At 72.7% G+C, this 16726-nt stretch carries 13 protein-coding genes; 9 read left to right on the top strand and 4 right to left on the bottom strand.

Features of this window, described 5'->3' with window-relative positions; genetic code table 11:
* The first annotated feature begins 8 nt into the window (after window positions 1–8).
* A complete protein-coding gene (locus ABKW26_RS04665; RefSeq protein WP_348591291.1) occupies window positions 9–1430 on the top strand; it encodes a hypothetical protein in 1422 nt (473 codons plus the stop codon).
* A gap of 113 nt (window positions 1431–1543) precedes the next feature.
* Here ABKW26_RS04665 and ABKW26_RS04660 read toward each other — a convergent pair whose 3' ends face one another.
* Window positions 1544–2062, bottom strand: coding sequence for a DUF3806 domain-containing protein (locus ABKW26_RS04660; RefSeq protein ID WP_348591289.1), 519 nt, complete (start codon window positions 2060–2062; stop codon window positions 1544–1546).
* 148 nt (window positions 2063–2210) lie between these two features.
* On the opposite strand from ABKW26_RS04660, the gene ABKW26_RS04655 reads away from it, so the two are divergent.
* On the top strand, window positions 2211–2651 hold the full coding sequence (locus tag ABKW26_RS04655) for an OsmC family peroxiredoxin (protein WP_348591287.1): 441 nt from the start codon (window positions 2211–2213) through the stop codon (window positions 2649–2651).
* A 99-nt stretch (window positions 2652–2750) separates the two neighbouring features.
* Here the strand turns inward: ABKW26_RS04655 and ABKW26_RS04650 are convergent, their stop codons facing one another.
* Window positions 2751–3377 (bottom strand): TetR/AcrR family transcriptional regulator, encoded by a 627-nt coding sequence (locus tag ABKW26_RS04650; RefSeq protein ID WP_348591285.1) that lies wholly within the window; start codon window positions 3375–3377, stop codon window positions 2751–2753.
* An 82-nt stretch (window positions 3378–3459) separates the two neighbouring features.
* Here ABKW26_RS04650 and ABKW26_RS04645 point away from each other — a divergent pair, with 82 nt between their 5' ends.
* The gene (locus ABKW26_RS04645) at window positions 3460–4122 is read left to right on the top strand and encodes an ATP-binding cassette domain-containing protein (RefSeq protein ID WP_348591283.1); all 663 of its coding nucleotides are present in this window, start codon (window positions 3460–3462) and stop codon (window positions 4120–4122) included.
* Entirely contained in the window at window positions 4119–6209 is a 2091-nt protein-coding gene (locus ABKW26_RS04640) for a YhgE/Pip domain-containing protein (protein ID WP_348591281.1), read from the top strand. Before ABKW26_RS04645 ends, ABKW26_RS04640 begins: the two co-directional genes overlap by 4 nt.
* Window positions 6210–6260: 51 nt before the next feature.
* Here ABKW26_RS04640 and ABKW26_RS04635 read toward each other — a convergent pair whose 3' ends face one another.
* Both ABKW26_RS04635 and ABKW26_RS04630 read right to left on the bottom strand, forming a co-directional pair.
* Window positions 6261–8849, bottom strand: a complete 2589-nt coding sequence (locus ABKW26_RS04635; RefSeq protein WP_348591279.1) for an FtsX-like permease family protein — start codon at window positions 8847–8849, stop codon at window positions 6261–6263.
* Entirely contained in the window at window positions 8849–9622 is a 774-nt protein-coding gene (locus ABKW26_RS04630; protein ID WP_348591278.1) for an ABC transporter ATP-binding protein, read from the bottom strand. Before ABKW26_RS04630 ends, ABKW26_RS04635 begins: the two co-directional genes overlap by 1 nt.
* A gap of 162 nt (window positions 9623–9784) precedes the next feature.
* Here ABKW26_RS04630 and ABKW26_RS04625 point away from each other — a divergent pair, with 162 nt between their 5' ends.
* The 5 genes from ABKW26_RS04625 to ABKW26_RS04605 are packed head-to-tail and all read left to right on the top strand — an operon-like array spanning window position 9785 to window position 16541.
* Window positions 9785–11440, top strand: a complete 1656-nt coding sequence (locus ABKW26_RS04625; protein WP_348591276.1) for a MoxR family ATPase — start codon at window positions 9785–9787, stop codon at window positions 11438–11440.
* The gene (locus ABKW26_RS04620; RefSeq protein ID WP_348591274.1) at window positions 11437–12504 is read left to right on the top strand and encodes a hypothetical protein; all 1068 of its coding nucleotides are present in this window, start codon (window positions 11437–11439) and stop codon (window positions 12502–12504) included. The genes ABKW26_RS04625 and ABKW26_RS04620 overlap by 4 nt, the downstream gene beginning before the upstream one ends.
* The gene (locus tag ABKW26_RS04615; protein ID WP_348591272.1) at window positions 12501–14306 is read left to right on the top strand and encodes a hypothetical protein; all 1806 of its coding nucleotides are present in this window, start codon (window positions 12501–12503) and stop codon (window positions 14304–14306) included. Before ABKW26_RS04620 ends, ABKW26_RS04615 begins: the two co-directional genes overlap by 4 nt.
* Window positions 14303–15046 (top strand): hypothetical protein, encoded by a 744-nt coding sequence (locus ABKW26_RS04610; protein WP_348591270.1) that lies wholly within the window; start codon window positions 14303–14305, stop codon window positions 15044–15046. The genes ABKW26_RS04615 and ABKW26_RS04610 overlap by 4 nt, the downstream gene beginning before the upstream one ends.
* On the top strand, window positions 15039–16541 hold the full coding sequence (locus ABKW26_RS04605; protein ID WP_348591268.1) for an AMP-binding protein: 1503 nt from the start codon (window positions 15039–15041) through the stop codon (window positions 16539–16541). The genes ABKW26_RS04610 and ABKW26_RS04605 overlap by 8 nt, the downstream gene beginning before the upstream one ends.
* The last annotated feature ends 185 nt before the right edge of the window (window positions 16542–16726 follow it).

Here is a 16726-nt window from a genome sequence, read left to right as displayed (position 1 = left end):
AGGAGGACATGATGAAGAGCACCGACGGCGCGGACGCCCGTGACGAGCACCTCTCCGACGCGGCGTTCGAGCGTCTGCGCGCGGCAGACCCTGCTGCGGCGGCGACGCCGGACCTCGCCGGCCTGCGGTCGAAGGTCGATGCCGCGGTCGGTGCCGAGACGGTCGCCGTCGTCGTCGACGCGGAGTCTCCCGTCGTCGTCGACCTCGCGGCTGTGCGCACGCGACGCAGCGCGCGGTGGTTCCAGCTCGCGGCGGTCTCGGCGGGTGTCCTTGCGGTCGGTCTCGGTGGATACGCGCTGGGGGACCGGGGTGATGCCCCGACGCCGGTCGCCGGGTCGACCGAGCAGGACACCCGGGGCCTGAGCCCTGCGCTCGGGGGGAGCGGGACCGCGGACGGTCGTGCCGCAGGCCCCGAGGGAGCCTCCGTCGCGGCCGACACGATGATCGCGCCGGGCTGGGGCAGCCGGACGACCTTCGGGTCGGTGGGTCTCGACGACGTCCCCACCCGCGCCCATGCCTGGGCGTTCGACCCGACGTCGTCCTTCTCGGACGCGACCCTCGCCCGGCTGGCGGCCGCGCTCGGCGTCGCCGGAGCGCCCGAGCTGAGCTACGGGTCGTGGCGCGCCGGCTCGGTCGACTGGACAGGCCCGGTGGTCGAGCTGTCGTCGGACAGCCAGTCGTCGTTCTTCTACTCGAACCCTGAGCTCGACCCGTGGTCGGAGGAGGGGGCCGCGGCCGACGCGCCGTCCGCCGAGACCGCCACAGCGCTCCTCACCGATCTCATGGCGACGCTCGGCGTCGACGGTGCAGGCTTCGAGATCGAGTCGCTCGACGAGATGCAGTCGCCCGGCACCCGCTCGGTGACCGCGCACCAGATGCTCGACGGTCAACGGACCGGTGTGCGCTGGGACCTCTCGGCCACGACCGAGGGGATCTACTCCGTCAGCGGCCAGCTGGCCCCGCTCGTCGACCTCGGGGAGTATGACGTCGTGGGTGCCGAGACGGGCGTCGCGCGGCTCGGAGACCCCCGCTTCGGGGCGTCGGGCGGTGACGTCATCGCCTACGCGCGCGAGGAGACGAGCGTCACGACGGACATCCCTGAGCCGGTGCCCGGCGCGGAGACCGGTCTGGCAGTCGAGGAGCGTGTCACCGGATCGGACATCGCGACCTCCGAACCGGCCCCACCCGTGGACCCCGCTGACCCGACGGCGGTTCCGGAGCTCCCGGGGACGCCGCAGCCTGGGGCGTCGTTCGCGTGGCCTGTGACGCACGTGACGATCACCGGGGCGGCGCTGACGACGAGCATCTTCTACCAGCCGGACGGTTCATCGGTGCTCCTGCCGTCCTACACGTTCACCGACGGCAGCGGCGCTCGGTGGTCCACCGTCGGCATCGCCGACGGACAGCTCGACTTCAGCCCGCTGGGCTGATCAGGACAGGCTAATCAGGACAGGCTGATCAGGACGGAGGACGGACAGAGCGGGGTCGGGCCGAGGGGCCCGGCCCCGCTCTGTCGTCGTGCGTGCTCCGCCGTCGTGCGTGCTCAGGCGTCGTGCGTCGTTCCGCGCGAGATCGTCTCGTGGAGCGCCACCCGGGTGGCGTTGATGAACGACTCCATCCAGCCGAGCTCGCACGCGATCCAGCGGCGGGCGACGGCGTCGACCGGGAAGATCGTCCCGCGGTACAGGTCGTTGCGGACGGCGACAGTGGTGATGCGGGTGTCGACCGCGAGCATCCAGTGCGATCCGGGTGACTGCGCGACGAGGATGTCGCCGAGGCAGATGCCCAGTGCGGTGATGACGTGGTTGGGGTTCCAGCGCTCGCCCTCGGGGGCGTCGTGCCAGGAGCGGCAGTACTCGTCGAAGAGCCCGGAGATGCATGCGAGGTCGGTGATGTCCGTGCTCGGGGCGCGCAGGTGGAGGCGCAGCTCTTCCATCCACACGAGGTCGACAGGCGTCGGTTCGCGGAGCTCCACACGGCCCTCCTGGGAGGCGGCGATGCGTGCCTTCGCGGCGGCGCGATCGAGCTGACCGGCCTCAGGGGCCCGCAACTGTTGCTTCATATGCCGCTTATCGGCCGGACCGTCTGGGGTCATGAGGTGTCGTGGTGGAGTTCACCCTGTGTCTCGGCTGAGAGTCCCGGCTGCGACAACGTGGCGCGTCGCGACTACGGTCGGATGGTCATCTCCGATCGACGAAGCGAGGATTCACATGGCTATCCGCACCGCGCGAACCGCATGGAACGGCACCCTCACGGAGGGTGGCGGTCAGGTCGAGCTCACGAGCTCCAAGGTCGGCACGTACGACGTCTCGTTCCCCAAGCGTGCTGCGGACGAGGCGGGTGGCACGACGAGCCCCGAGGAGCTCATCGCCGCCGCGCACTCGTCCTGCTTCGCGATGCAGCTCTCGGCGCTCATCGGTGAGGCGGGCGGCACCCCGGTCGCCCTCGAGGTCACGGCCGACGTGACGCTCGCACCGGACCCTGCCGGCGGGTTCCACATCTCGGGCATCGCGCTCACGGTCCGCGGCGAGGTCGAGGGTCTCGACGAGGCCGGCTTCCTCAAGGCGGCGGACGACGCGAAGGCTACGTGCCCGGTGTCGAAGGCGCTCACAGGGACGACGATCACGCTGGACGCCGCTCTCGAGAGCTGAGCGCCCACGCTGATCGGTGCGCGAGCGCCGACCGGTTCCCTGGAGGCCGGACCCGAGGACGGGTCCGGCCTCTCGTGCGTCCAGGGCCAGAGCGGGCGTCTAGGGACGGGGAGTGCCAGGGGCGTTCTCGGCAGGGCCGAGCAGCGCGGTGAGGGAGCCGACGAGGAGGTCGAGCAGCTCGTCCTGGCTGAGGGTGCTTCCGGCGAGCCAGGCGGCGGTGACGTTCTCGGCGAGCGCCACCCAGCCGAGGGACAGGAGGGCGATGCGCGGCTGTTCGTCTGCCGGGTCGCCGGGGGAGCGTTCGGCGACGCCGCTCGCCATCCGGTCGACGAGCTCGCTGCGCGCGTCGGCGAGCATCGTCTGGGTCTCGGGGTCCGCACGCAGGGCGCCGCCCCAGATGTCGGTCCACACCTCTCGGCGTGCGGTGACGGCGGTGATGAAGGCGTCGAGGAGGGCGCGGGGTCGGTCGGTGCGCGCGAGGTGGTCGGGCGGGTGGGTTGCGGTGAGGAGGTCGTGCACGGCGACGGTGGCGACGGCTCGTTGGAGGCCGACGACGGACCCGAAGTAGTGGAAGATCAGCGCCTTGGACGCCCGGGCGGTCGCGGCGACCGTCTGTGCCGTGAGTCCGTCGAGCCCGACGGTGCGGGCGAGGCTGTCGGCGGTCCGGAGGAGGTCGCGGCGTCGGTCGGCCGGCTCGAGCCGGGTGCGCGGTGTGTCGCGGGTCATGCTCACAGTTGTACCAACCATGTTGACCGACGGTCAACAGCGTCCTAGGTTGAGTATTGACCACGAGTCAACACGAGGACCCATGACACCCATCACCAGCTCGACCACGCAGCGACCCGACAGGATCGACCTCCGTGCCGTCCGCGCCCACGGACGCCGCGACCTCATGCTCGACGACGTCTCGCTCCGGCTCCACGCCGGCTCCCGGATGCTCGTCGTCGGTGAGCCCGGGCACGGTCACACCGCGCTCGCCCTCGTCGCCACCGGGCGCCTCGTCCCCGACTCGGGGGACGTGCTCGTCAACGGCATGCCCGACCCGGCGCGGCTGCGCGCCCGGAGCGCCGTGGTCGACGTCCCCGGCGTCACCGAGCCGGACGAGGCACTCACGGTCGCGGGCACCGCGGCCGAGTCGCTCGCGCTCGCCGGCCGGAGCGCCACCCCCCGAGCCGTCGCCCGGTGGCTCGCCGCGCACGACCTCGACCACGTGCGGAGCGCACGTGTCGACCAGCTCGACGCCATCACGCGGACAGCGCTGCTGACCGCGCTCGCGGTGCAGGACCCCGCCGTCCGCTTCCTCGTGCTCACGCTCCCGGACCGGCACGGCGGAGCAGCCGAGGAGTGGTGGGCGCTCGCGGCTACCTACGCGGCCCGGGGCTACGGCGTGCTCGTCCAGTGCACCGCGGCCTCCGCGCAGATCCTGCGCGCGGCCGACCTCCTCGACGACGCATCGGAGATCCTCCTGTGACCGCGCTCCGCCTCAGCCTGTCCGAGCTCCGACGCCTGAGCGCCGGGCTCCTGCCCCGCCTCGCGATCGTGGCGCTCGCGCTCATCCCCACCCTCTATGCGGGCCTCTACCTCTACGTCAACGCCGATCCGTACGCGCGCCTCGGCGAGGTCCCGGCGGCCGTCGTGGTGCAGGACGAGGGGGACAAGGGGCGCGCTGTCGCGCAGAGCCTCCTGGACGACGGCGGCTTCGGCTGGGTCGAGACCGACGAGGCGGCCGCGGAGGCGGGCGTCCGGTCCGGCGTGTACGACGCGGCCCTCGTCATCGGCCCGACCTTCAGCGCCGACCTCGAGTCCTCCGGGCAGTTCGCGCCCCGTCAGGCGAGCCTGCGGCTCGTCACCGACGACGCGAACAACTACCTCGCGCGCACCATCGCCGACCAGATCGTCGGCGAGGTGCGCGACTCGATCGCGAGCGAGGTCGGCACCGAGGCCGCTGCACAGTTCCTCAGCGGGTTCGCCGACGTCCGCACGAACCTCTCCGACGCGGCCACGGGTGCGACGACGCTCGCGGACGGAGCGTCGGACGCGGCCACGGGTGCAGGCACGCTCGCGACCGGCGCCGACGACCTCGCGACCGGTGCCGGCACCGCCGCGACCGGCGCGAGCACGCTCGCGACCGGTGCCGGCACCCTGGAGTCGGGCGCCAGCACGCTCGCCACCGGAGCGACCACGCTCCAGACCGGCGCCACCAACCTCAGCACCGGCCTCGCCACGCTCGCGACCTCGACCGCCACGCTCCCCGCCCAGGCGCAGACCCTCGCGGACGGGGCGCAGTCCGTCGCGGACGGCGTCGCGACGCTCGCGACCTACGGCACGACCGCCGCCACGGGCGCGCAGGCGGTCGTGGACGACCTCGACACGATCCGCGCCGACATCGCTGCCCGGCTCACCACCGCCGGGCTCACGGAAGAGGAGATCACGACCGTCCTCACCGAGCTCGACACCGCACGTCAGCCGATCACCGACGCGGCCGCCTCGCTGACGACCGCCTCGACCTCGCTCACCACCCTGTCGACGGGCGCCTCGCAGGTGAGCGACGGCGCCGCCGCACTCGCCCTCGCCGCACCGCTCGTCACGCAGGGGATCACCGACGCCTCGACCGGTGCCACCCAGGTGGCGACCGGAGCAACTTCGCTCTCGGACGGCGCGGACTCCCTCTCCACCGGCGCGACGTCGCTCTCCGACGGCGCGGACACCCTCGCGACCGGCACCCGGTCCCTCTCCGAGGGCGCCACCACCCTCGATACCGGGGCCTGGAGCCTGGCCACCGGGACCACCGAGCTGAGCGACGGCAGTGCCGACCTCCGCGACGGCCTCACGAGCGGTGTCGACGAGATCCCGCTGCTCGACGCGGCGACGCAGGACGCGACAGCCAGCACCATCGGCAACCCCGTCGTCGTCGAGAGCGACGCCCTCTCCGCCGCCGGGACCTACGGTGCCGGGCTGGCACCGTTCTTCCTGTCGCTCGCGTCGTGGATCGGCGCCTACGTCGTGTTCCTCCTCGTCCGGCCGCTGTCGCGGCGAGCGCTCGCGGCGAGCCGGCGGTCGTGGTGGACGAGCTGGTCGACGGCGCTCGGTGGGTGGCTGACGCCCGCGCTCATCGGGGTCGCGCAGATGGCTCTCATGTTCACGGTGACGAAGGTCGCGCTCGACATCGACCCCGCCTACCCGTGGTTCACGGCGCTCTACCTCGTGCTCGTCTCGGCCACCTTCGTCGCGATCCTCCAGATGCTCAACGTGTGGCTCGGTGCGGCGGGGCAGTTCGTCGGCCTCGTGCTCATGCTCACCCAGCTCGTCACTGCGGGCGGCACGTTCCCGTGGCAGACGATCCCGGAGCCGTTGCGCTCGCTGCACCGGTTCCTGCCGATGAGCTACGGCGTCGACGGTCTGCGGCACCTGCTCTACGGCGGGAACCTCGGTCAGGTCGCCGGCGACGCCGCGGTGCTCGCGCTCGTGCTCGTCGGGGCGCTCACCCTGACGGTCGCGGCCGCGCGGCGCAAGCAGGTCTTCACGGCACGTGGCCTCCAGCCGGAGCTCGTGCTCTAGCCGGAGGCCACGTGCCGTGCTGCGCTGTGCCGGCCTCAGCCAGGCGCCGCCTCAGTCGACGGTCACCGCCTCGAGCACGGGGAGCCGGGCCGCGCGGACCGCGGGCCACACCGCGGCGAGGACGCCGACGACCACGGCGATGACGAGCATCGTCCCGAGGCCACCCCACGGGATCGCGAGCTCGGTGAGCCCGGAGCTCGCGAACACCGTCGGCATCCCTGCGGCGAGAGCCACACCCACCGCGAGCCCCAGGACGGTCCCGAAGAGGGCCGTGAGGACCGACTCGATCGTGATCGTCCCAGCGAGCTGAGCACGTCCCAGACCGACCGCCCGCATGAGCCCGATCTCCCGGGTCCGCTCGATGACGGACAGCGCGAGCGTGTTGACGATGCCGAGGATGGCGATGACGATCGACAGCCCCAGCAGCGCGTAGAGGATGTTGAGGATCATCGTCACCTGACCGGCGAGCTGGGTGATGAACTGCTCGTCGTCGAGGACCGAGAGCACCACGTACGGCTTGGCGGCGGCCGTGACCGCGTCCCGCAGCTCCTCGACGCCCACGCCGTCGGCACCCTTGAGGAGCAGCATCTGCACCTGGTCGGCGGCCTGCGGCTGGATCTCCTCGAAGAGCTCGAGGGGCACCACGACCGGGGCGTTGAGCGCCTCGGAGTTGATGACGGCACCGACGGGTGCGGTGACGGACCCGGACGGGGTGGTGAGCGTCAGCTCGTCACCCACGGCCCACCCTTCGGCGTCGGCAGAGTCCTTGTCGACGACGAGGGCACCGTCGAGCATCGAGCCGAGGTCGCCCGAGATCGCCTCGGTCGTCCAGGAGCGGCCGAACGCGTCGGCCGGCATCCCGATGAGCGCCATGGTCTCCTCGGCGTCTCCCGAGGACGTCGTGCCCCCGGAGACGAACGACGCGCCGACGGCGAGCCCGTCGGCGGACTCGACCTCGGGGAGGCCGCCGATGTCGTCGATGGAGGCCGCCGGCATGAAGAAGGTCGCGGACTGGACCATGAGGTCGGCCTGCCACTCGTTCTCCACGACGGTGCGCATCGACGCCTGCGTCGAGGAGGCGAGCACGGAGGCGGCACCGACGAGCGCCATCCCGATCATGAGTGCGCTCGCGGTGCTCGCGGTGCGTCGGGGGTTGCGGGTGACGTTGCCACGAGCGAGCTTGCCGAGGGGGCGGATCGCCGCGACGAACGGGACAGCGAGGACACCGAGCACGGCTCGAGCCATGACGGGGGCGAGGAGCAAGGCTCCGACGACCACGCCGACGGCACCGAGGCCGAGGAGAGTTCCGGTTCCGGCGTCCTCGTCGGCAGCGGCCTGGAGGACCGCCGCGACGACGGCGCCAGTCCCAGCGCCGGCGATGAGGAGGCCGACGAGCCCCCGGATGCGCAGCGACCTGCCCTGGCCGGGGGACTCGTCGCGCATGGCCTCGACGGGCGGCACGAGCGCCGCGCGACGTGCGGGCAGCGCTGCCGAGGCCACGCTGACCACGAGACCGACGAGGAGCGAGAGCACCACCATGGTGGTCGTCACGGGGATCTCCCCGGAGAGGTCCATCCCCAGGCTCTCGAAGAGCGCCTTGATACCGGTGACGAGCCCGAGCCCGCCGGCGATGCCCAGGGCACCGCCGAGGAGGCCGACCACGGCAGCCTGGACGAGGATCGATGCGAACACCTGGAGCGGTGAGGCACCGACCGCGCGCAGGAGCGCGAACTCGCGCTGGCGCTGGCGCACGGTCATCGCGAAGGTGTTCGCGATGATGAAGCCGCCGACGAACAGCGAGATCCCGGCGAAGATGAGGAGGAACGTCTCGACGAAGCCGAGCATGCCGTCGATGTCCGCGCGCGCCTCCTCGCGGAGCGCCTCTCCGGTGAGCGTCTCGACCGCGCCCGGGTTCGCGACGCCCGTGATCGCCGCGTCGATGTCGGCGACGAGGTCGGCCGGGTCCACGCCGTCGGACGCGAACACGGAGATCGTCGGGACGCGGCCGTCTCCGGCGTAGACCTCCTCGGCGGTCCCCGCGTCGAGGAAGACGACGGTCGCTCCGGCGAGCGACGCTCCGAGGTCGACGGTCCCGGTGAGCGTCGCGTCGGTAAGCTCGCCGCCGACGATGAGCGTCGTCGTGTCACCGACCGACAGGCCGGACGACTCTGCGCTCGTCACCTCGAGGGCGAACTCGGTTGCGCTCGTCGGCCCCGAGCCCTCTGTGAGGTTGATCGTCGGGTCGTCGGGGTAGTAGCCGACGGCGAAGCTCGGTGCGCCGGCGGCCGACGCGACGGCCGTCCCGTCGGTGCCGACGAGCACGATCGGGCCGGTGAAGTCCGCGAACGCGTGCTCGACGCCGTCGACGCCTTCCACGGTGCTGACGAGGTTGGCCGGGATGAGGGTGCGGACCGCACCGGCGCTCGCGCCGTCCTGGCCCGCCTGCGGAGAGTCGTCGGCGCCGCGCAGGTACGCGTCGGCGGCGTAGCCCGCGTCGACGATCCCGCTGAAGGTCGAGGAGAGCATGTCGCGCAGCGCGAACGTGCCGGCGACGAAGGAGACGCCGAGCACGACCGCGAGGATCGAGAGCCCGAGGCGCACGAGGTGTGCGCGGACGTTGCGGAGTGCGACGCGCAGCATCAGACGGCCACCTTGCGGTTGAGGGTGCCGAGGACCTCGAGGATCGCGTCCGGGGTGGGCTCGGTGATCTCCGCGACGATGGCGCCGTCGGCGAGGAAGAGCACGCGGTGGGCGTACGAGGCCGAGACGGGGTCGTGCGTGACCATGACGACGCTCTGGCCGAGGTCGTCGACGGACGAGCGCAGGAAGGTCAGCACCTCGCGGGACGAGACGGAGTCGAGGTTCCCGGTCGGCTCGTCGGCGAAGACGATCGAGGGCTTGGACACGAGCGCGCGGGCGCACGCGACGCGCTGCTGCTGGCCGCCGGACAGCTCGGAGGGCCGGTGCTTGAGGCGGTCCGCGAGCCCGACGGCCGCGACGACGGCGTCGAAGTGCGCCGTGTCGACGGGCTTGCGGGCGATGTCGAGCGGGAGGGTGATGTTCTCGGCCGCCGTGAGCGTCGGCACGAGGTTGAACGACTGGAAGATGAACCCGAGCTGGGTGCGGCGCAGCTTGGTGAGGCTCCGCTGGTTCATGCTGCTCACGGTGAGGCCGTCGACGACGACCGTGCCGGACGTCGGGGTGTCGAGGCCGGCCATGCAGTGCATGAGGGTGGACTTGCCGGAGCCGGACGGGCCCATGATCGCGGTGAACTGGCCGCGGGCGAAGTCGACGTCGACGCCGGCGAGCGCGTGGACGGCGGTGGGACCCTTGCCGTACGTCTTGACGAGCCCGCGCGCGGTGGCGATGGCGCCCGCTGCGTCGGGGCGGGAGGGGCTGGGGGCAGTGGACACGGTTGCTCCGGTTGTGAGTGTCGAGACGATGGGTGCTGGGCACGACGCTGGTGCGTCCGGGCTTCATCATGGCCACCGTACGGCCGGGCGGTCGATAGGGGACATCCCTGACGTGCCCCTGAATCTCGGGTGCCGGGCACCCTGACGTGGGAGACTCGCGGCGTGAACGAGAGCATCGAGGTCCCGTCGCAGGTGGGACGCTCGCCCCTGGGTCATGTGTCCGACGCGCCGACTCTGGCTCACCCCCGTGCAGGAGCGCCGGGGGCCGGTCCGGAGGGTGGTACGAGCGCGGGCGGGGCGTTCGACCTCGACGTCGCGGACCTCTTCGGTGGTGCCGGGGCGGGCGCCGGCGAACCTCAGGGGGAGGACCTGTCGGAGAAGCTCCGCCAGGCGTACTTCTGGGTGGTCAACCACGCGATCATCTCGCCGCACTACGACGTGGAGTTCTCGGCCGGCCCGGGGACGCCGGAGACGAGCTATCTCCTCGGTGACTCCCGCGCACGGCTCACCCTGCCGTCGGAGCAGTCGTACTCGAGCTTCGTCCTGCTCCCGCTGCTGACGTTCGCTGTGCGGGGCCGGTGCTTGCTCATCGGCGGCCCGGGGCGGGGCAAGACGGCGAGCGCGCTGCTCATGGGAGTGCTGGCGGGATACCCGGTGCGAGACGTCCGCCGGGCGATGCAGCACGGCCATCCGCAGCTGACGGTCTCGGACCTCTTCGGTACGCCGTTGCCGAAGGACCTCGTGCAGGCGGACTCTCTCGCGGAGGTCGACGTTGCGTGGCGGTCGTGGCTGGGCATGCGCGTGAAGATCATCGACGAGTACAACCGCATCCCGACGCGGACGCAGTCGGCGCTCCTCACGGTGCTCGCGGACGGCTACGTCGAGGTGTTCGACCAGTTCTACGAGACGGGTGAGTCGGCGTGGTACCTCACGGCGAACGACGACGCCGGGGGCGGCACCTACCAGGTGGTGGAGGCGCTGCGGGACCGCATCGACGTCGTCGTGCACGCGCTGCCGTTCAACAACCGTTTCCTCGGCGACCTCGTCACGCGCGCCGAGCAGGGCATCCGCCCCGAGCAGGCGGTCCCGGAGCGGATCGTCTTCGACGACGCCCAGCACGAGCGGCTGCACCGGGAGGTGCTGAAGGTGCGCATCGGGACACCGGTGCGCCGACGGCTCGAGTTCTTCGCGAGCCAGCTCGAGCTTCTCGAGGGCTCGGCGTGGCAGTTCGAGTACCGCACCAAGGACACGGCGCGCCTCGCGGGGATCGACCCCCATGTCCTTGCCGCGGCGGACTCGGGCCGGGACCGGCTGAGCGACATCGGGTCGCAGACGCTCAACGGGCTCTCCGTCCGTGCGCTGCAGTCCCTCGTCGCGTACGCGAAGGCGATGGCGTACTTCCGGGGGCGCACGACGGTGGGCCTCGACGACCTGCGCGCGGTCCTGCCGTTCGTCCTGCACGACAAGCTCGTGCCGGACCAGCAGTCCCCGGTGTTCGACGACCCGGCCCGTGAGGCGCTGCGCTCCGACCGCGTCTCGTGGATCCGCGACATGTTCGACCAGGCGTGCCAGCAGTACGACGCGTACGGGCTCGACGCCGCCGACCCGGTCGGCGACGTCCTCGCACAGGTGTCTGCGGGGCTCGACGCGTTGAGCGAGCCGGAGGTGCTGTCCCGACTGGCCGAGATCGAGAAGATCCTCGACGGCTGGGAGGACGGTCGCAAGCTCCACGGCCACGTCTACGACGACGCGCTCGTGCTCAAGTACGCCCACCAGCGGTACACGAACTACCTGTCGTGGCTGCGGTGGCAACGGTGACGACCGCACCCGTCGCGGCGAGCTTCCCGGCCTGGGAGGCTCAGCTCGCGGCTCAGCGCGGCACGCTGAACCAGGTCCTCGCGACGGCCCGGGCCGCCGGGGCGTCGGCCGACGTGCTGCGCACCGCGATGCGGGAGCTCGGTCCGCCGGTCGAGGCCCTCCTCGCCGTCCTCGACCCGCCGCGGGCGGAGGTCGTCTGCAGGTCGCTGACCGAGCTCGTGTGCGACCTCGTCGTCCGCAAGGCATGGCACGACCGCTCGGCCGAGCGGTGGGCGGTGCTCTCCGTCCTCCCAGGCCTGCCGCGGGCCGTGGGGCGCTCGCCGCGCACGACGATCGAGGTCGTCGTGCTCGGCGCCGGCCGGATCGCGCGCGAGACCGACCTGGGTGCCTGGGGTGCACGGCTCGCTGCCGCCGACGCCCACCTGTCCGACGACGCCGCTCTGCGCGCGGCCGCAGCGGTCGCCGCGTGGCGCTCCGGCCTCGTCCGGGTCCGCCGCTCGGCGCTCTCGGCTGCTGCCACGCTCGTCGAGGCCGACGACCTTCACGCTCCCGACGCGCTGCGCGTCCTCCTCGGTCTCGACGACTCCGACGACTCTCCCCGCGACGCGCTCGCGGACAACGCGGCCGATCCCTTCTCGTGGCCTGGTGCGGCCGGTCGCGGGACGGTCGCCACGTACGGCGGGTACCGCGCCTTCGGCGGACCGTGGACCGGCGTCCCGGTCGTCATCGAGGCCATGACCTCGTCGACCCCGACGTGGCGCGTGCTCGCCGACGGGATCCCGTGGGTGGTGGTCGCGGACGTGCACGGGCATGTCGTCCTGCGGGAGCCGTCGGGTGCGCTGCCGTCCGCCACCGTCGCGCCGTCGGCCGATCTCGTCCGGGACGTCCGGGCGCACGTCGCGTGGGAGGACGAGGTGACGGGGGCGGCACCGGCCGCGGCAGGAGCCGGGGCGTCGGGCGCGCGTCCGGTGCTCGTCTCCCGGGAGACCTCGTGCCGGCTCGACCTCGTGCTCCTCCCGGCCACCGCCCGGGAACCCGTGCCTGTCGGAGGAGGGTACCGGTGACGGCGCAGCGCCCGTCTGGCCGGCGGCCGACGGACCTCGACGAGCTCCGCGTCCGCTGGCAGGAGCGGTGGCCCGACGCCCTGCGGGCATGGGGACCGTTCACACGGTTGCACGCCCCGCAGCTGCGCGGCCCCGAGAGCGGCCCCTCCGGGGTCGGCAGCTTCGCCTGGTTCAGCCTCGGTGACGTCGAGGTGAACATCGACCTCGCGGACGTCGCCGCGCGCGGGCTCGAGGACCACGCGGTCGCGGTCCTCGCGCACGAGGTCGGGCATCACGTCTGCTCGCCGGGCGACCTGCTCACGGCCGGTCGCCTCGCGGGGCAGGCCCGCCTCGGGCTCATCGACCACGACGAGCACGTCGCGCTCGTGTCCAACCTCTGGAGCGACCTGCTCGTCAACGACCGCCTCCAGGTCCGTGCCGGAGTCGATCTGGCGGCCGTGTGGCGCACGCTCGGGCCACCCGCGCAGGACGACCAGGTCATGCGGCTCGTCCTGCGCACGGACGAGATCCTCTGGTCGTTGCCCGAGGGCTCGCTCGCAGGGCCCGGGCCCCACCACGACGCCGAGGCTGGTCTGCTCGCGCGCCTCGTGCGGACGTACGCCGACGACCCGGTCGGCGGCGTCGGCGGCTTCGCCATGGTCCTGCGACCGTTCCTCGAGCGTGCGGAGCCGCCGGGCGGTGCCGGTCGCTGGTGCGAGCAGCACGAGGCGCCGGGCACCCTGGTCCCCGGCCTGGCCGACGACCCGTCGGTGACACGGGCTCCAGTCCACCCGGCTCTCGACCGCCGGGTCGTCGGTGCGATGGCAGGTACGCCGTCAGACGCAGCCGGCGACACGACCGGCGACGGGGCCGGCGACGCCGTCTCGTCGCACCGGTCGGCCGGCAACACCCTGTCCCCGGCCGACTATGCGGCCGTCCTGCGGTCGCTCGGCACCACGACCGACCCGCGCGAGGCCGCGGCCCAGTGGTACCGCGAGCACGCACGCAAGCACCTCGTGCCGTTCCCGGTGCGCACCGAGCGGCGCATGCAGGAGCCGCTCCTCGCCGGCCACGACCTCTGGGACGTGGGCGACGACCTCGCCGACGTCGACTGGACCGCGACGATGCTCGCCTCCACGGTCGTCCTGCCCGGAGTCACCACGGTCCAGCGGCACTACGACGCGGACGACGGGAGCGACCCCGAACGCCTCCCGGTCGACCTGGACCTCTATCTCGACTCCTCGGGCTCGATGCCGGACCCGGCAGCCTCCGGCGCTCCGATCGCGCTCGCGGGAGCGATCCTCGCTCTCTCGGCGCTGCGCTCCGGGGCGCGTGTGCAGGCCACGACGTGGAGCGGTGCACGACAGATCGCTGGGACCGGCGGCTTCACACGGGACTCGGACGCGGTGCTGCGCGCGATCGTCGCGCACTTCGGTGGTGGCACGTCCTTCCCCGTCCACCTCCTCGCGGACACGCACCTGGGTGACCGGACCGGCCGGGGGCCGGTCGGCGCAGGCCGCCGCACGCGCCACATCGCCGTGATCTCCGACGACGGCGTGACGACGATGTTCACGGACGGCGCCTGGCGGCTCCCCGAGGGGTTCGACCCGCAGGACACGGTGGCTGCGCGGGCCGTCCGGGCCGCGGGCGGTGGCGGCACGCTCGTCCTCGCGACGCACGACGTCGGGCGGTTCGTCGCCATGGCGCCCGGGTACGACGTGTACGGGGTGACCGACACCGAGAGCATGGTGACGTTCGCCCGCGACTTCGCCCGCAGGCTCTGGGGGCAGGAGCACGCACGAGGACAGGAGACGAGACGATGACCGCCACCCCACCGGACGGTCTCCTCGACCGACGCCGCGAGACTGTCGTCGGACCCCCGCTCGCGTCGGTCATGCAGCGCATCGCCCAGGCGCCGCCGGACTGCGTGCTCGCTCCGGGCGCGGCGCTGTGGAGGGTGGTCGACGGGCCCGCGGGTCAGGGACGCCGCGGTGAGGGACGGGCACAGCACGGTCCCGGGAGCGCTGCCGTCGACGTCGGCGCGGTGGTGGCCGACGCTCTCGCGGCGATCGCTCCCTCCGCCCGTCAGGGTGCGGCGTTCCTCGCGACGCTCCGCTCCGTGGTCGTCGGACCGGACGGGCCGGTCTCGGACCTGCGCGCACGCTCTGCCCTGCTCACCACCTGGGTGCTCCTCGACCCGTCGGTGCACGCGACGGCCAACCTCGCGCACCTCGACGCAGCACCGTACGGGCGGGCGGACTGGGTTCTCTCGACGCTCTACACGATCGGCGTCGCGCTCGCTCCGGCCCTCGATCCAGCGCAGTGGCCGACGACGAACGCCACGCGCGAGGAGGCGGCACGTGCGATCCTGCGGGCCGGTGGACTCCACCCGGCGTACGAGACGGCGCAGAGCGCCGACGCACGCTGGCAGACGGTGAGCACCGCCGTCCAGCGGCACGTCATGGCCGAGCTCGCCGAGGAGGCCCGCCGCTCGGAGATCCTCGCCCGGCAGCTCGCCGAGAGGCGCGCGAAAGAGGCCGCGGCCCAGGTGAGCAATGTCTGAGCACATCTCGCCCGACGCCCCAGCTCTGCCGCCAGGCGTGCCGGACGCGGCGCTCGCGGAGTACGCGGCGGGCGCCGCAGTCGCACTCACGGACTCGGAGCGCTGGCCCTCCCTCTCGGACAGGGGCTTCGACCGTCTGGAGTCGGTGCGCCGGAGCCCCAGCGCACCGCGATGGGTCCACGAGTGCGGGGACCGGCTCGTCCCGGCGGACCACGAGCGTCTCCGGAGCATCGAGGCGGACCTCGAGACCGGTGCCTACCTCTCGCGGTCCGCTGAGAGCCACGAGCCGGCGTGGCTCGCACCGTTCCTCGACCGCGTCCAGACGGCCGTCCCGCGGTACCGGGCGATCGCCCGTCTGGAGGGTCGTCGACCACGGCGCCTCGAGGAGTTCGCGCCGGTGTCGCGCGACGACCTCACGCGATCGCTCTCCGCCTTCGTCCCCGTCGACGTGCCGCTCGACCGGGTGCTCGAGGGATCCAGCTCGGGGAGCACCGGTGCGGCGGTCGTGGTGCCGCTCCACCCTGTCTCGACAGCGACCGAGGTGGTGCTCTTCCAGCACCTCGCGGCGCGCGCCGGTGTGCTGTGGGAGCCAGACCCGACGCGGATGGCGCTCGCGAACGTCGTCGACCAGCGTGCTGCGTTCACGTACGTCTCGATGCTCACCGCGCTGTCGGGCGGGGAGGCGCCGATGGCTCGCGTCAACCTGCACCCGTCCGCCTGGCGGGAGCTCGCGCACCGTGCCGCGTTCCTCACGGAGTCGAACCCTCAGGTGATCAGCTCGTCGCCCCTGGCGCTGCTCGAGCTCGCGGGCCTCGGCCTGGACCTGTCCCCTCTCGTGCTCTTCTCGGGCGCGACCCATCTGACACCCGCCGCGCGTCAGCGGGTCCACGCGACGTGGGGCGTCCCGGTCGTCGACGTGTACGGGTCGCGCGAGGCGGGACTCATCGCTGCGGACCTCGTCGGAGACCGGCCGGTGAGCGAGCACGTCGTGCTCCCGCGACGCGTCCACGTCGAGATCCTCGACGCCGGCGGGAGTCCTGTCCCGGACGGCGAGATCGGCGAGGTCACCGTGACGGTCGACGACAACCCGTACCTCCCGCTCGTGCGCTACCGCACGGGGGACACGGCGGCGCTGCGCCGCGACCGGGAGACGGACGGCACGTGGCGGACGACGCTCCTCGGCCTCGAGGGCCGGTCGCCCGTCAGGTTCCTCACGGGCGCGGGATCCTGGGTGCCCTCGATCGACGCGACACAGGTGCTCCAGGCGTACGGTGTCGCCGCGTGGCACCTCCACCAGAGAACTGACGGGTCGATTCACCTCACCGCGCTCGTCGCTGACGGGGCAGGTCGGGGCCTCGAGGGCCGCGCGACGGACGCCCTGGGACGACTCGTCGGACAACCCGTCACTGCGGTCTCCGTGGTGCGACCGTCGGACCTCGGGCCGGGGAGCAAGCGTCGATTCACGTCGGACATCGACCGCAGCGCGGGGACGTGACCGCAGTCACCGGACAGCGGTTTGTGCTGAGCCCGGACGGGGGGTAATGTTCTCGAAGTCAGCCCGACAGGGAGGCACAGACACCACTGCGAAGCTCGCAAGAGCCGCCGCGAAGTGGCTGGTCCCGGGGCTGAATCCTTGGTTCGAAGCGTTGTCCGAGCAGTGTTCGGCAGCATGTAGGCTGG

Origin of the sequence: Sanguibacter sp. 25GB23B1 (assembly GCF_040012415.1) — a bacterium.
GTDB lineage: Bacteria > Actinomycetota > Actinomycetes > Actinomycetales > Cellulomonadaceae > Sanguibacter.
The sequence above is the reverse complement of the archived record's forward strand: the minus strand, read 5'-3'. Positions and strand labels throughout refer to the sequence as shown.

Bases quoted from the DNA above. Each gene is read 5' to 3' on its own strand.
- ABKW26_RS04645 (WP_348591283.1), top strand. From the start codon at position 3,460: ATGACACCCATCACCAGCTCGACCACGCAGCGACCCGACAGGATCGAC.
- ABKW26_RS04655 (WP_348591287.1), top strand. From the start codon at position 2,211: ATGGCTATCCGCACCGCGCGAACCGCATGGAACGGCACCCTCACGGAG.
- ABKW26_RS04635 (WP_348591279.1), bottom strand. From the start codon at position 8,849: ATGCTGCGCGTCGCACTCCGCAACGTCCGCGCACACCTCGTGCGCCTC.
- ABKW26_RS04610 (WP_348591270.1), top strand. From the start codon at position 14,303: ATGACCGCCACCCCACCGGACGGTCTCCTCGACCGACGCCGCGAGACT.
- ABKW26_RS04650 (WP_348591285.1), bottom strand. From the start codon at position 3,377: ATGACCCGCGACACACCGCGCACCCGGCTCGAGCCGGCCGACCGACGC.
- ABKW26_RS04660 (WP_348591289.1), bottom strand. From the start codon at position 2,062: ATGAAGCAACAGTTGCGGGCCCCTGAGGCCGGTCAGCTCGATCGCGCC.
- ABKW26_RS04665 (WP_348591291.1), top strand. From the start codon at position 9: ATGATGAAGAGCACCGACGGCGCGGACGCCCGTGACGAGCACCTCTCC.
- ABKW26_RS04605 (WP_348591268.1), top strand. From the start codon at position 15,039: ATGTCTGAGCACATCTCGCCCGACGCCCCAGCTCTGCCGCCAGGCGTG.